Origin of the sequence: Halobacillus sp. Marseille-P3879, from assembly GCF_900240285.1 — a bacterium.
Lineage (GTDB): Bacteria > Bacillota > Bacilli > Bacillales > Halobacillaceae > Halobacillus_A.
In genome coordinates, this window is record NZ_OESS01000004.1 from 1 (window position 1) to 13,167 (window position 13,167).

The window sequence follows — 13,167 nt, forward strand, 5'->3', positions numbered from 1 at the left end:
CGAGAGAAGGTGTTACCCGGCATTAGCCCCGGTTTCCCGGGGTTATTCCGGTCTTACAGGCAGGTTGCCCACGTGTTACTCACCCGTCCGCCGCTCATTCCACCAGCGTCACCCCCGAAGGGGATCAACTGGTTTCCTGCGCTCGACTTGCATGTATTAGGCACGCCGCCAGCGTTCGTCCTGAGCCAGGATCAAACTCTCCATAAAAGTTGAGAATGACTTGCTCATTTGCACACCGAATGTGCTTGTTTTACTTCCTTCTATATTATAGAAAGAAAGAATTGACGTACTGGTTGGTTCGTTCAGTTTTCAAAGATCAAAAAGACTTAATGGTGGGCCTGAGTGGACTTGAACCACCGACCTCACGCTTATCAGGCGTGCGCTCTGACCAACTGAGCTACAGGCCCCAATGGTAGTAAAGATTTAATGGAGCGGGTGAAGGGAATCGAACCCTCGTCATCAGCTTGGAAGGCTGAGGTTTTACCATTAAACTACACCCGCGTTTATAAAGTTTCATTATCTTTGTATGTTCATGCCTCTTCCTCTAAAAGATTAATCAAGGAAGCGGATCCGTCGAGGCAACTCGTAGCTTATTCGGTTGAAGCCTCGCTCGTGGCTGAGGTTTTACCATTAAACTACATCCACATTTATAAAGTTTCATAGTTTCAGTTTTGTGAGCATCCATGGTCGGGAAGACAGGATTCGAACCTGCGACCCCTTGGTCCCAAACCAAGTGCTCTACCAAGCTGAGCTACTTCCCGTAAGTAATGGCGCGCCCGAGAGGAGTCGAACCCCTAACCTTCTGATCCGTAGTCAGACGCTCTATCCAATTGAGCTACGGGCGCCTTTTGAAGCGACAATATCTAATATATCATGTTTCAGCTTGTAATGCAATAACTTTTTTATTTAAAGCTTAGTGCGGCCGAGAGGACTTGAACCTCCACGGGGTTGCCCCCACTAGGCCCTCAACCTAGCGCGTCTGCCGATTCCGCCACGACCGCTAATTGAAATAGTTGGGTAAGCAGCAAAGCTAACTTACTAAAGTGCGGGTGGAGGGACTTGAACCCCCACGCTGTGAAGCACTAGATCCTAAATCTAGCGTGTCTGCCAATTCCACCACACCCGCGAATAAATGGTGAGCCATGGAGGGCTCGAACCTCCGACCCTCTGATTAAAAGTCAGATGCTCTACCAGCTGAGCTAATGGCTCTTAATAATAAGTGATTCTCGTAAGTTTGGTTATGATGCTCGTCGTGTTGCAAGCTGTTTTGCTTTTTTAAGCACAAGAATCATCATATAACTTCTAGAAAGAAAAGTCAACCTTTTTTTCAAAAGAAAATGGCTGGGCTAGCTGGATTCGAACCAGCGCATGACGGTACCAAAAACCGTTGCCTTACCGCTTGGCTATAGCCCAACTATTAGTGGCGGTCCGGACGGGACTCGAACCCGCGACCTCCTGCGTGACAGGCAGGCATTCTAACCAACTGAACTACCGGACCCCAAATAAATTACAAAAGAAAGTGACCCGTACGGGATTCGAACCCGTGTTACCGCCGTGAAAGGGCGGTGTCTTAACCACTTGACCAACGGGCCATTTTAGACAAATAAAAAATGGCGGAGAAGGAGGGATTTGAACCCTCGCGCCGCTTGCGCGACCTACACCCTTAGCAGGGGCGCCTCTTCAGCCACTTGAGTACTTCTCCGTGATGGCTCCACAGGTAGGATTCGAACCTACGACCGATCGGTTAACAGCCGATTGCTCTACCACTGAGCTACTGTGGAATAATGTCGGATAAATTCGTTTTTAGAATTTATGTAAGTAATGTCAGCGACGTTTTATATATTATAACAATCGGTGTCGATTGTCAATAATATTTCTCTATTATTTTTAAAACAAAAGAGCTTGTCTCTCAAATCGATGTCCCTTTCCTTCAGGGCTTATTTAATTTAACACGGCGCACCCCTTTCGTCAATGGATTTATTAAAGTTTTTTTAACTTCCCTTTACATTTGCCGCAGACGTATCTGGAAAGATTCATTCTTCTCTTGCGCATGTACTGCTGCTTACAGCTGCTGCATTGATATTGGTGGTAACTTTGTTTCTCTGAAGGAAGTGGTTTACAGTGCCGTGGAGAGCCGGTTTTTCTAAGAAGTTCCTTAAATGTCCGATCACCGTGCTTGTACCCTTTCCCTTCAATATGAAGGTGATAATGGCACAGTTCATGTTTAATAATTCCTTCAAATTCGGCTTTTCCTAGTTCGTCTAAATACTTTGGATTTAATTCAATCACCCGTTCTGATGGGAGATAGCGCCCCCCTGTCGTGCGTAACCTTCTATTAAATATCACTTGATCTGTAAATGGTTTTCCGAAATATTCTTTAGATAACTGGTCTGTCCATTGGTGTAAATTGAGTTCTGTTTGATACAAAGCTGCACACCCTCTCCCTTTTTGCATACTTTATTATAAATGGGTTCATTCCTAATTTCAAAAGGGAGGAGATTTCTGTGCCTCGTTGGTTACAGAAGCAAATGTCGGATGCCTTTTTCAATAAAGATAAGTATCAAATCAAAATGCTGAATCAATGCTGGTACTTCTACCGCCATAAATATGAAAAATAACCCGGAAGAGAAAATCCCCCAGGTTATCTGTACTTTATTGTTTCAACATGGTTAAGGCGATACGCTGTTTCTTTATGTCTACGGTGTCGACCCATACGGTGACAACGTCCCCTACAGATACTACGTCCATCGGATGCTTTACAAATTTGTTGGATAGCTTGGAGATATGCACTAATCCGTCCTGCTTCACTCCAATATCAACAAATACCCCAAAATCTACAACATTGCGAACCGTGCCTTCAAGCTCCATTCCCTGTTCTAAATCTTCCATTGATAAGACATTCGTCTTCAACAGCGGTTTAGGAAGATCGTCACGAGGATCTCTCCCCGGTTCCCTGAGAGCTTTCACCATATCTTTTAACGTTGGTTCTCCTATTTCGAGCTCTGCAGCGGTGGAAGCGGGATCGAGCTGCCCTAGTTGATCACTTATTTCCTCATTTCCAATATCTGCCGGCGTGGCATTTACCATTTTCAACAAGTTTCGGGCTGCCCGGTAGCTTTCCGGGTGAACAGAAGTTTTATCTAAGGGGTCTTCCCCTTCTATGACTCGCAGGAACCCAATACTTTGTTCAAAAGTTTTAGCACCTAACCGTGGTATGTCTTTAAGCTGTTTACGGTTTGTGAATTTACCGAGCTCTTCTCGTTTTTTTACAACATTGTTGGCAACGGACTTGCTTAGCCCTGATACATATTGAAGTAACGATGGAGAAGCGGTGTTTACATTCACTCCGACCTGGTTAACCGTTGTTTCTACTACGAAAGTTAACGAATTATTTAATTTCTTCTGACCGACATCATGCTGATACTGCCCCACACCGATAGATTTCGGGTCAATTTTTACTAGCTCTGCCAGTGGATCCTGCACTCGTCTTGCGATCGATACAGCACTTCTCTCTTCCACTTGCAAGTCCGGGAACTCTTCACGAGCCAGCTTAGAAGCAGAATACACACTAGCCCCAGCCTCATTAACGATCATATATGCAGCGTTCAAAGATTGGTTCTGAATCATGTCGGCGACGAATTGCTCCGTTTCCCGCGAAGCTGTACCGTTGCCGATAGCGATCAATTCTATAGGGTATTCCTTAAAAAATTCGAGTATTTTCTGTTCTGAACCCTTCACATCACTCTTAGGAGGTGTAGGATAAATTACAGAAATGTCCAGTACCTTACCCGTTTCATCAATGACTGCTAGTTTACATCCTGTCCGGTAAGCAGGGTCCACACCAAGTACAACTTTTCCTTTCAGCGGCGGTTGAAGCAGTAAACTCTTTAAGTTGCTGGAGAATACTTCAATCGCCTTCTCTTCCGCCATTTCGGATAAGGTATTTCTAATTTCTCGCTCGACAGAAGGCTGAATTAGTCGCTTATAGCTGTCAGCAATGGATTCTTGAAGGATATCCCGAAGCTTGGGAGTAGTCGAGCGGTTGATCACTTGATCTTCAAGATATTTAACAATTTTTTCTTCAGGCGGGTGTACTGCCACTTTCAGTACACCTTCCTTCTCTCCGCGGTTTAATGCTAATACACGGTGGGAGGCAATTGCTCGTACCGGCTCCTGGTATTCATAATACATTTCGAATATTCCCTTTTCGTCATCCTCTACGTTCTTTCCTTTTGATTCAATGATGCCTGTTCGTGTAGTCTGCTGGCGTATATTTTCTCTGTAGACTGGATCGTCGGAAATCCACTCCGCCAGAATATCATTCACACCTGCTCTTACATCATCGATGGTATGTAGCTTGTGCTCTTCTGAGAGAAACTGTTCCGCTTTTTCGTTAAAATTAAATTCTTCCTGCTTCCACAGAAGCTGGGTTAAAGGCTCCAATCCTTTTTCCTTCGCTACTGTAGCCCTTGTGCGTCTCTTTTGTTTATATGGACGGTACAAATCTTCTACTTTTTGAAGTTTATCGGCCTGCTCAATTTTCTGTTGAAGGTCTTCCGTTAATTTATCCTGTTCCTCAATAAGACGGATCACTTCTTCTTTGCGTTGAGCCAGGTTTTGGGCGTAGTTCCACTGATCTTCAATGGACTTAATCTGAACTTCATCCAGTCCGCCAGTTAATTCTTTTCGATAACGGGCAATAAATGGGACGGTATTCCCTTCCGCTAATAGTTCAATAACTTGTTCGATCGGTTTAGCTGCCAGGCCGGTCTGCCTGGCTACGACTTGCGTTAGATTTTCTTTCTCGTTCAATTCAAGAAGCCTCCTCGCGATACATTACTTCCCTATTGTATCAAATTTACCTCATTTAATAAGGGACCCTATTTCTGATACGCAGAATAAGGTCCCTTCTATTTATACTTCATGGCGATCAAGGTTGTATCATCATCCCGGTTCTCTCCATAAAGCTGCTTATATTGTTCTGTTATAAACTTCACATCTCGAGTCGACGTATGTTTCGCTGTTAATTTCCGGTCCTGGACTCCATCAGAAAACATCATAAAGACCATCCCTTCCTCGGCTTTACCCCGGCTCACCTTTAGTTTTTTAGGATAACCAGACAGGTAGCCCGCCAAAGGTATATTTCGGTTTCTATAACCATCACTATCAATGGTAATGATACCGATATTTCCTATAGAAGAGTATGAGTATGTGTTCTGGTTAAAATCGATTTTAAGTATGCCTAACACTACCCCACGCTTACTGAGTAAAGCATCATTGCATTTTTTTATAATCGATTCAATCGGAAGGTCTGGATATTTTTCAATAATATCCATAACTGCTTGGGAAGAATCCATAGCTAATTCTCCACTTCCCAGACCATCTGCTAACGCACAAACAAATTCATTTTCCGTCTCTTTATAATAATAACTATCTCCACAATAATAATTACCTTTCTTCGCCTTCTGATAAATGGAAATAGCTATTCTTGATAACTCGTCTTCCACTAGAATGCCTCAATCGACTCAGCTTGCAGAGCTTCTTTTAATTTTCTAAGGGCTCGACGTTGAAGGCGAGAAACGTGCATTTGCGAAATTCCAAGACGTTCACCAGTATCCTTTTGACTTAAATTCTCAAAATAGGTGCACTGCAGAATCTCCTGCTCACGTTCACTTAAAATAGGCAACACCTTCTGAAGGAGCATCTTCTGGTCAATCTGTTCATAGCCGCCTTCTGGATTCCCTATTAAATCAAGAATCGTAACGGTACTTCCGTCAGAATCTGCTTCAATTTTACGATCGACAGATAGAGCTTTATAGCTTTTGCCCATTTCCATCGTTTCAAGAACATCCTCTTCTGAAACCTCCAGGTAATCGGCAATTTCAATGACAGAAGGAGACCGCTGAAGTTCACTAGTTAGATCTTCAGCTGCTTTTTTTATTTTAGGACCCAATTCTTTAATTCGACGGGGAACATGCACACTCCACGTCTTATCACGGATAAACCGCTTAATCTCACCAATAATGGTAGGAATAGCGAACGATTCAAATGATTTACCAAAAGAGGGATCATATCTTCGAATCGCCGCTAACAAGCCAAGCATTCCTACCTGCACTAAATCTTCGTGAATGGTACTGTTTTTAGAATATTTTCTAGCAATGGATTCGACTAAATCATTGTAAACAAGGACGATTTTTTCCTGAACTTCTTCATCCCGTGGATTTTCTTGTAAATATTCGATCCAATCATAAACCTCATCATTATGATGTTGAGATCTGGTCGCCATCTTGACCCACCCCATTTTCATGAAGGTATTTTGTCATTAGAACAATAACTCCATATTTACTGTTAATTTCGACTTTATCCATTAACGCGTCAATCAAGAAGAGACCAAAACCACCTTCCCGCAGCTCGCCAATATCATCCTTGTGCTGGTAAGGCCCTATATCTTCTTTGATTTCACCTAAATTAAAACTACCACCATGATCTGCAACCATGACTTCAAGGCGGTCTTCATACACACCAAACCCAATCGTAATTTCGCCTTCTCCTGAGTCATTATAGGCGTGCTTTACAGCATTCGTAATTGCTTCGGAAATTGCGACCTTTAAATCTTCAATTTCTTCATAAGCAAATCCCATTCGATTGGCAATGCCCGATGTACTTAGACGGACGACACCCACATATTCCGCTTTTGCAGGGACTTTAACCTCGACAAAATCAAATGGTTCCATGATTACATTCCACCTCGTACAGTATTGTCTATATCCATAATCTCGGTTAAGCCAGTGATCTTGAACAGACGGTGTACACGATCCTGCATATGCACTAATTTCAAGTTCGTATCATGCTCTTTTGTAGATTTCAAAGCACTAATAAACACACCTAACCCCGTAGAGTCCATATAGTTAACCTCTTGAAGGTCTACTTCTATAGTTTGTCCGTCTTCTTTGGTTAAAGGCAGCAGCGTATCCTTTAATTTCGGAGCTGTAAACGCATCTACTTCCCCGGCCAAAGATACCGTTGTCACTTTCTCCTTATTAGAAACATCTATCGATAAGTTCATTTTTTATCCCCCTCCATTTCCGTAAATTGACCCAGTAGAAGATAGTTTCCCTTCACTAAACACGATTAAACCCTTCTTTTTAAAATGATTAATGTAAAATCATCCCTTAAATGAAAATCCTGTAAACGTTCAAAATGTTTATAAACCTGCTCTACCGTTTCCTGAGCAGGCAGGTGAGCATACTGCTGAATAATTTCAAGTACTTCTTCCTCTTCGATAAACCGATCTCCCTGACGACATTCAGTAACTCCGTCCGTAAGCATAATAATCATGTCGCCAACCTCAATCTTCTTCGTGCACTGCTCATAAGTAGCTTCTGAAGAAACTCCCAGCACTAAACCTGAAGCATCAATTTCTTCAAAATGGTTTTGTTCACTGTTATAGTAATAGCCTGGTTCATGACCTGCTGAAGAATATCGAAACGTATGATTATTCGTGTTATATAATCCATAAAACATAGTAATAAACATACTGGAATCCACATTTCGTTCCACCACCCGGTTCAAGCTGCCTAATATAACACCGGGATCCATTCGGTTTTCAGGGAAGCTGTCCATAGAATACTTGATCATAGACATACACAACGCTGCAGGTACGCCTTTACCTACAACGTCTGCTATAGCGATGCCAAGTGCCCCGTTATCATCCTTAACGAAGTGAAAGTAATCTCCATTCATTTGTTTAGCCGGTATACTTATAGCTCCGATTTCCAATCCATCAATCGCTGGTTTATCTGTCGCCAATAGTGTCTTCTGCATATTAGCTGCTACAGAAATTTCAGACTTTAATTCAAGCTGTTTTTCCCTTAATGACTGATATTCCTGATAAGCAAGACCGTAAGAAATCATTGTTTCGAGTAAAAAATCCAGCGAAGACTGAATATGTTCCGGCATTTCAGGGTATAGCTCTTGTAAAGATTGAATATGCACATTAATAATCTCTTCAGGTGAAATATTCTGCTGCATTGAATATTTACTGAATTGCTCTGCTTGATAGAGTGCTTGTTCATCTTTTGTCTCTATATATTGTTTCATTAATTCTTTATAGTTTTCGAGATCGAGTTTTAATGTACTCATTATAAACCTCCTCTAACGGAGCCATTTGACCACCTTTATTTCAGTGCCTTGTCCAAGGTCAGAGTGTATATCAAACTCATCCATAAGCCTTTTAACGCCCGGAAGGCCGGCACCAAGACCTCCAGACGTAGAGAAACCATCTTCCATGACTTGGCTGAGCTCTTCGATTCCAGGCCCATCATCTACGGCTACAATACTAATACCTTTTTGATTCATGTCGTCCAATGCTTCAAAGCAAATCTTACCTGTCCCAGCATATAAATAAATATTTCTTGCTAATTCTGATATTGCCGTGGCAATGCGGGCCTGGTCGACTGTTCCAAAACCGATCTTTCTGGCCACATCACGACCGAGCTGCCGCGCTCCGACAATATCCCATTCTTTTTTAATATTGACACAGGATTGAAATTCCATAATCACTCCTCCAATTCCTGGCGAAGTTTGATCAACCCTTGTTCTAAATCTAGTGCAGTTGGAACTTCCTGCAAGTGAATTCCGAGGTCAATAAGGGTCATAGCAACAGCTGGCTGGATGCCTGTTAAGACCACTTTTGCCCCCATTAAATCAGACATCGTCACTACATCCCCAAGAACTTTTGCAATAAAGGAATCTATAATATCAACGGAAGTCAGATCAATGACAACACCAGTAGCTCCACTTTCATGAATTTTACTTAAGAGGTCCTCTTGAAATTGAATCGCTGTTTGATCGTCTAAATCGATTTGAATGGAGATGAGCAGGTAGTTATGAAGCTTTAAAATAGGTATTCTCATTTTTTCATCACTCCCTATTTAGAGAATCAATTAGTTTTTCTATATCTTCATCTTTTGATTGAACTTCTTCAATGGTCCGGTTTGTCAACTCAAGCGCAGACTGGAATCCTTTCCTCAGTGAGCTCTTAGTAGGGAATTTGCTTAAATCGATACCTAAGTTAACAATCGTTTGAGCAATCTCAGGACGGATTCCCACGAGAATACAACGTGAGCCTATTAAACGAACCGCCTCAGCCGCTTGGATAATATGGTGTGCAACCATCGTATCGACAACAGGTACGCCTGTAATGTCAATCAGTACGACTTCTGCATTATGCTTGATCACACCATCCAGCAGGTTTTCCATAATTAATTTAGCTCTTTCCGTGTCAATTGTTCCAATTAACGGCATGATTGTAATGTTCTCCATAACAGGAATAAGTGGGGCGGACAGTTCCTGAAGCGCCACTCTCTGCAATGAAACGATATTTTCCCAGCTTCCGGAGTATTCATTCACGAGCTTGTTAATAACAGGGTCAACCCAGTTGTCTACTTCTCTAAGAACTTCTGCGAAATAATCGGAATCGACTTTCTCAGATTGACGCAGAATGTATTCCGAGGTCACACGACGGAAGACTTGCATCCCATCTGTTAAATAACTGAGCGGCCAGCCTAAATTAATCAGTCTTTCCGAGAATTCAGTAATATCATTCGCGAGGCCGGATTTCTCAATGCTCGAAAAGATCACATTCACGAATTCGCGATTCGTGCTGTCAAACAGCTCGTCTGATATAGCTGCTGTATAGTCGCTTGACTTCTTTCTATTGACGTCTTCCAACCACATTTTCACAATATCGTCGCTATGCTCAATTACAATATCTTTCAACTTCTGATCCATAAAATATACCTCCGAATTATACTATCATCTCTTCTATAAGAAAGATTGAATCACGTTCTAATCGCTATATAAAAATAATGTTATCAAAAATATCGCGCTAAATATACTAATTAACATTATTTTATACTTTTTTTAGTTGTGACGCCAATCTTATCAGGCAAATTTAAAGTTTATGAAACAAAAATAAAGCTGCCTGTAACAGACAGCTTTATTTTAAAAATCAATTAGACCCAGACTAATTTGCAAGGCTTCATTCACCTGATTCATCATAGGGTCATCCAGTTGAGTAATTTTGTCGGTCAAACGCTGTTTATCAATCGTTCTGATTTGTTCCAACAGAATAACAGAATTTCTTTCGAAACCATATTTCTCGGCATCAATTTCTACATGAGTAGGTAGTTTGGCTTTTTGTATTTGCGCGGTAATCGCGGCGATAATTACTGTGGGGCTGAAACGATTCCCGATATCGTTTTGAAGAATGAGTACAGGGCGGACACCACCCTGCTCAGATCCTACAACTGGGGACAAATCAGCGAAATAAACATCTCCTCGTTTGACTATCACCGACTTCACACCCCGCTCACTAGTTGCTCCAGGGTGTGATCTGCCTCCTCTTCGGCCTGAAACGCTTCTGAAGCGATATTAAGATTGATTTTCGCCATTTCCATATAACCTCGGCGCATTGACTCTCTTACGTGCCGTTGTTTTTCTTCACGCAAATACATTTTCGTAGCTTTACACATAAAATCGCTCCGATCACTGTTTTCGAGTTGAACCTGTCCATCTACTTCAACCAGTAGGTTATCCGGAATCCGAATTACAATCTCTCGCATGTTGTCGGACACATCCATACACCTCCACCATCTTTTACCCAAAAAGAAACCAGTCGTATAAAATTCCAATTTAATCTTATCATTCGCCCGTGTCTATTGCAAAGGAGTCTTAGGTTTTTTTCGTGAAAGATGTAGCGTGACGCAGGATTTTTTCAGCGGTATATCTTTTTTTATAATAACCTTAAAGAATTCTCTACTTCTACAATATGCCCGTTTTTCACATACATGCGCGGGACTCGATAACTTATTGTACATGGGATTTCATAATTAATCGTTTCGAGATGTTCAGCTACATCGTCCATGTGCACTTCTGCTTCTTTCTGCTTGCCAATTAATGTAACCTTACTTCCTATAGAATATTCCTGATCCAGACGAATCATGAATTGGTCCATACATATTCTTCCGACAATCGGTTGTCTTTTACCGTCAACTAGTACTTCAAAGCCTTGAAGCTTGCGGATCCAACCGTCTGCATAACCAACAGGGACAGTGCCGATCCACTCCTCACTCGTAGTCGTATAGGTTGCTCCATAGCTGAGGGATTCGCCTGTCTGTACTTTTTTTACATGGACCAGCTGACTGTGCAGTGAGAAAGCCGGTCTCAGTTCAATCGGTCTTTCTTTTTTCACGTCACTTGAAGGATACAGACCATACATGCTGATTCCAAAACGGACAAACTGCTTCATCCGGTCCGGGAAACGCATGCTTGCCGCACTGTTACCTGAATGAATAGCTACACCTTCTTGCCCCGCTTTCTCAAAGTGAAGCAATAGTTCCTCAAGCCTCCGCTCTTGCTCCAGGAAGTAGGAGGTCTCCTCTTCATCAGCGGTAGCGAAATGGGTAAAAATCGCATCGAGCTCAAAGTACTGTTCTTTATTTATCTCTGCGAGAACTCCATCCATCTCTTCTGTAGTCCGGATACCAATGCGACCCATTCCTGTATCCCATTTCATATGGATTTTGAGCGGATTTTTCAGTTTCTCTGTCTCTACCTGCTCAAACCACTCTTTCTGAAAAGCTGTGACTGCAACGTCATACTCAGAAGCAATCACTGCATCTTCCGGCCGAATCCACCCCATCACTAGTACCGGAGCTGTTATGCCCGACTTTCGGAGTCTGATGGCTTCATCCAAAAGGTTAACGGCAATACGGTCGGCACCTGATTCCAGTGCCTGCTCCGCAACCTGAATGTCACCGTGACCATATCCATTGGCCTTTACGACCGCGTAAATTCCCGTTTCTTCCTTTAATCGTCTGCGAAGTTCTTTTATATTAAAATCTATATTTGATAAGTTAACTTCTGCCCATGTATCTCGGTAATACGGCTCCTGTGACACAACCAGCACTCCTTCTCCATCTTCATTCAATATCTTTCTATTATTGAATGCACGAAGAAGCGTGTCAACTTTCTTATAAAACACAATTAAGGACTAAAATAAAAGCAGACCGTTAAGCCTGCCCGAGGTCGTGCTTTATTTCTCTGAATAACTATTAATTGAATTGGCTACAGCAACCATTTCATCCTGGGTTAATTCACTGCTGGCCAGATGATACGTTGTTGAATCATTGCTCCATTCCAGCTTTTGTTCAGAAAGCGCTCCTACTAATCCACTTGAAAGTTGAACGAGTTCACCGTTTACTTCAATAGATTGTCTTGCGCTTGCTGGTTGAGTCGTCGCAGCTTCCTGAATAATGGTGAAGTCTTTTTCACCCTTATAGGTCATAATAACCCTTGTACCGTTGTCCGTCTCTACCTCCTGCTTGTCCCATAGACTGGCGCCCAGAGTCTCTTCAGGATACAATACTTCAGGGTCAGCCGGCTGCTCATCCGGAGCGTTTACCGGAACATCGTCAGAAGAACTCATAGCCATATTCTGGTCGACGTCAAAGTCTTCTTCTTTAAACGTATCATCACTAGAGAAATTAGAGAATTGCACTTCTACCATCGCTGTCATGTCCTGGTCGAATACTTTCACCATTACAGGGGTGTACGATTTTTTATCAAAATAAATTTCCTGATAAGGCAGCGACTGGTTGTTCTGATAATTGGTCTTTGTCTTAAAGACGTAGTGATTATCCGTAGCATTAAACTCTGTCTCTGAATCGGCTTTAATGTCCTTAATTAAAGAATTAAACAGGTAAGGCTGGCTCGTGTTCTCCGGCCAGTCGCTCTGGAACTTAAAGCTCTTGTTTAGTGCCGGGGTCAAAACAAAAACACCACTGTCGTTCTTTAAGATGATCTGGCTTCCCTTCTCATCTCGATCATTCTCAAGCTCCACTTTATAGAAATCTTTCTTCTTATGGGAAATTTGAATGTGGTATTTCTGCTCTTCTTTTCCTGTTTTCATCGTCATGCTGGCATCTGTCTTATACCCCTTCATTTCACTTTCCTGCTCTTCAAGTTTCTTTACGACATCCTCTTTTGACTGTTCTCCGCATGCTGATAGAACAAGGGTAAGAGCCATAGCCACAAAGAAAAGGATTGTAAAACGTCTCATCTGTAGTTTCAACTCCTTTGTCTCTTCCTGAAGGACAAAGGGAA

Annotated in this window: 15 protein-coding genes, 12 tRNA genes and 1 rRNA gene; 1 reads left to right on the forward strand and 27 read right to left on the reverse strand. The window is 42.3% G+C overall.

Annotated elements, in window-relative coordinates; all coding sequences use genetic code 11:
• The 14 genes from C1A12_RS19010 to C1A12_RS19075 all read right to left on the reverse strand — a co-directional run.
• A 16S ribosomal RNA gene (locus C1A12_RS19010) occupies nucleotides 1-207 on the reverse strand; the annotation flags it as partial.
• Nucleotides 208-330: 123 nt separating this feature from the next.
• Nucleotides 331-407: transfer RNA gene (locus tag C1A12_RS19015), tRNA-Ile, on the reverse strand.
• Between the two features lie 20 nt (nucleotides 408-427).
• A tRNA-Gly gene (locus C1A12_RS19020) sits at nucleotides 428-501 on the reverse strand.
• Nucleotides 502-684: 183 nt separating this feature from the next.
• A tRNA-Pro gene (locus C1A12_RS19025) sits at nucleotides 685-761 on the reverse strand.
• A gap of 7 nt (nucleotides 762-768) precedes the next feature.
• Nucleotides 769-845, reverse strand: a tRNA-Arg gene (locus tag C1A12_RS19030).
• A gap of 72 nt (nucleotides 846-917) precedes the next feature.
• Nucleotides 918-1,001, reverse strand: a tRNA-Leu gene (locus tag C1A12_RS19035).
• A 43-nt stretch (nucleotides 1,002-1,044) separates the two neighbouring features.
• Nucleotides 1,045-1,126 (reverse strand) — tRNA-Leu (locus tag C1A12_RS19040).
• 7 nt (nucleotides 1,127-1,133) lie between these two features.
• A tRNA-Lys gene (locus C1A12_RS19045) sits at nucleotides 1,134-1,209 on the reverse strand.
• 129 nt (nucleotides 1,210-1,338) lie between these two features.
• Nucleotides 1,339-1,413, reverse strand: a tRNA-Gln gene (locus C1A12_RS19050).
• 8 nt (nucleotides 1,414-1,421) lie between these two features.
• Nucleotides 1,422-1,498: transfer RNA gene (locus tag C1A12_RS19055), tRNA-Asp, on the reverse strand.
• A gap of 22 nt (nucleotides 1,499-1,520) precedes the next feature.
• Nucleotides 1,521-1,592, reverse strand: a tRNA-Glu gene (locus C1A12_RS19060).
• 19 nt (nucleotides 1,593-1,611) lie between these two features.
• Nucleotides 1,612-1,702 (reverse strand) — tRNA-Ser (locus C1A12_RS19065).
• Nucleotides 1,703-1,706: 4 nt separating this feature from the next.
• Nucleotides 1,707-1,781, reverse strand: a tRNA-Asn gene (locus C1A12_RS19070).
• A gap of 199 nt (nucleotides 1,782-1,980) precedes the next feature.
• The gene (locus tag C1A12_RS19075; protein WP_373420495.1) at nucleotides 1,981-2,427 is read right to left on the reverse strand and encodes a SprT family protein; all 447 of its coding nucleotides are present in this window, start codon (nucleotides 2,425-2,427) and stop codon (nucleotides 1,981-1,983) included.
• A gap of 77 nt (nucleotides 2,428-2,504) precedes the next feature.
• On the opposite strand from C1A12_RS19075, the gene cmpA reads away from it, so the two are divergent.
• Nucleotides 2,505-2,618, forward strand: a complete 114-nt coding sequence (gene cmpA / locus C1A12_RS19080) for a cortex morphogenetic protein CmpA (RefSeq protein WP_101846581.1) — start codon at nucleotides 2,505-2,507, stop codon at nucleotides 2,616-2,618.
• A gap of 34 nt (nucleotides 2,619-2,652) precedes the next feature.
• Here cmpA and C1A12_RS19085 read toward each other — a convergent pair whose 3' ends face one another.
• The 13 genes from C1A12_RS19085 to C1A12_RS19145 all read right to left on the reverse strand — a co-directional run bounded on the left by C1A12_RS19085 (nucleotide 2,653) and on the right by C1A12_RS19145 (nucleotide 13,123).
• Nucleotides 2,653-4,812, reverse strand: coding sequence for a Tex family protein (locus tag C1A12_RS19085; RefSeq protein ID WP_101846583.1), 2,160 nt, complete (start codon nucleotides 4,810-4,812; stop codon nucleotides 2,653-2,655).
• Between the two features lie 98 nt (nucleotides 4,813-4,910).
• On the reverse strand, nucleotides 4,911-5,507 hold the full coding sequence (locus C1A12_RS19090) for a SpoIIE family protein phosphatase (RefSeq protein WP_101846585.1): 597 nt from the start codon (nucleotides 5,505-5,507) through the stop codon (nucleotides 4,911-4,913).
• Nucleotides 5,507-6,286, reverse strand: a complete 780-nt coding sequence (gene sigB / locus C1A12_RS19095; protein ID WP_101846587.1) for an RNA polymerase sigma factor SigB — start codon at nucleotides 6,284-6,286, stop codon at nucleotides 5,507-5,509. The genes C1A12_RS19090 and sigB overlap by 1 nt, the downstream gene beginning before the upstream one ends.
• A complete protein-coding gene (rsbW, locus tag C1A12_RS19100) occupies nucleotides 6,261-6,734 on the reverse strand; it encodes an anti-sigma B factor RsbW (RefSeq protein ID WP_101846589.1) in 474 nt (157 codons plus the stop codon). Before rsbW ends, sigB begins: the two co-directional genes overlap by 26 nt.
• A gap of 2 nt (nucleotides 6,735-6,736) precedes the next feature.
• Complete coding sequence (locus tag C1A12_RS19105) at nucleotides 6,737-7,066, reverse strand: STAS domain-containing protein (RefSeq protein WP_101846592.1); 330 nt, start codon at nucleotides 7,064-7,066, stop codon at nucleotides 6,737-6,739.
• Nucleotides 7,067-7,131: 65 nt separating this feature from the next.
• Nucleotides 7,132-8,142: a PP2C family protein-serine/threonine phosphatase gene (locus tag C1A12_RS19110; protein ID WP_101846594.1), complete on the reverse strand. Its 1,011-nt coding sequence runs from the start codon at nucleotides 8,140-8,142 to the stop codon at nucleotides 7,132-7,134.
• Nucleotides 8,143-8,154: 12 nt separating this feature from the next.
• Nucleotides 8,155-8,556: an anti-sigma regulatory factor gene (locus C1A12_RS19115; RefSeq protein WP_101846596.1), complete on the reverse strand. Its 402-nt coding sequence runs from the start codon at nucleotides 8,554-8,556 to the stop codon at nucleotides 8,155-8,157.
• 2 nt (nucleotides 8,557-8,558) lie between these two features.
• Nucleotides 8,559-8,915 carry an STAS domain-containing protein gene (locus C1A12_RS19120; RefSeq protein ID WP_101846598.1) on the reverse strand — a complete coding sequence of 119 codons (357 nt, stop codon included), beginning with the start codon at nucleotides 8,913-8,915 and terminating at the stop codon, nucleotides 8,559-8,561.
• Between the two features lie 7 nt (nucleotides 8,916-8,922).
• Nucleotides 8,923-9,792 (reverse strand): RsbT co-antagonist protein RsbRA, encoded by an 870-nt coding sequence (locus C1A12_RS19125; protein WP_101846600.1) that lies wholly within the window; start codon nucleotides 9,790-9,792, stop codon nucleotides 8,923-8,925.
• Nucleotides 9,793-10,005: 213 nt separating this feature from the next.
• On the reverse strand, nucleotides 10,006-10,356 hold the full coding sequence (locus tag C1A12_RS19130; RefSeq protein ID WP_101846928.1) for a type II toxin-antitoxin system PemK/MazF family toxin: 351 nt from the start codon (nucleotides 10,354-10,356) through the stop codon (nucleotides 10,006-10,008).
• A gap of 5 nt (nucleotides 10,357-10,361) precedes the next feature.
• Nucleotides 10,362-10,643 carry a CopG family ribbon-helix-helix protein gene (locus C1A12_RS19135; RefSeq protein ID WP_101846602.1) on the reverse strand — a complete coding sequence of 94 codons (282 nt, stop codon included), beginning with the start codon at nucleotides 10,641-10,643 and terminating at the stop codon, nucleotides 10,362-10,364.
• A gap of 152 nt (nucleotides 10,644-10,795) precedes the next feature.
• Entirely contained in the window at nucleotides 10,796-11,962 is a 1,167-nt protein-coding gene (gene alr, locus C1A12_RS19140; protein ID WP_101846604.1) for an alanine racemase, read from the reverse strand.
• Between the two features lie 135 nt (nucleotides 11,963-12,097).
• Nucleotides 12,098-13,123 (reverse strand): outer membrane lipoprotein carrier protein LolA, encoded by a 1,026-nt coding sequence (locus tag C1A12_RS19145; protein WP_101846606.1) that lies wholly within the window; start codon nucleotides 13,121-13,123, stop codon nucleotides 12,098-12,100.
• Between the last annotated feature and the right edge of the window lie 44 nt (nucleotides 13,124-13,167).

Excerpts from the sequence above, each read along its gene's own strand:
- sigB (WP_101846587.1), bottom strand. The coding sequence starts at position 6,286 with ATGGCGACCAGATCTCAACATCATAATGATGAGGTTTATGATTGGATC.
- rsbW (WP_101846589.1), bottom strand. The coding sequence starts at position 6,734 with ATGGAACCATTTGATTTTGTCGAGGTTAAAGTCCCTGCAAAAGCGGAA.
- C1A12_RS19105 (WP_101846592.1), bottom strand. The coding sequence starts at position 7,066 with ATGAACTTATCGATAGATGTTTCTAATAAGGAGAAAGTGACAACGGTA.
- C1A12_RS19110 (WP_101846594.1), bottom strand. The coding sequence starts at position 8,142 with ATGAGTACATTAAAACTCGATCTCGAAAACTATAAAGAATTAATGAAA.
- C1A12_RS19115 (WP_101846596.1), bottom strand. The coding sequence starts at position 8,556 with ATGGAATTTCAATCCTGTGTCAATATTAAAAAAGAATGGGATATTGTC.
- C1A12_RS19120 (WP_101846598.1), bottom strand. The coding sequence starts at position 8,915 with ATGAGAATACCTATTTTAAAGCTTCATAACTACCTGCTCATCTCCATT.
- C1A12_RS19125 (WP_101846600.1), bottom strand. The coding sequence starts at position 9,792 with ATGGATCAGAAGTTGAAAGATATTGTAATTGAGCATAGCGACGATATT.
- C1A12_RS19135 (WP_101846602.1), bottom strand. The coding sequence starts at position 10,643 with ATGGATGTGTCCGACAACATGCGAGAGATTGTAATTCGGATTCCGGAT.
- C1A12_RS19145 (WP_101846606.1), bottom strand. The coding sequence starts at position 13,123 with ATGAGACGTTTTACAATCCTTTTCTTTGTGGCTATGGCTCTTACCCTT.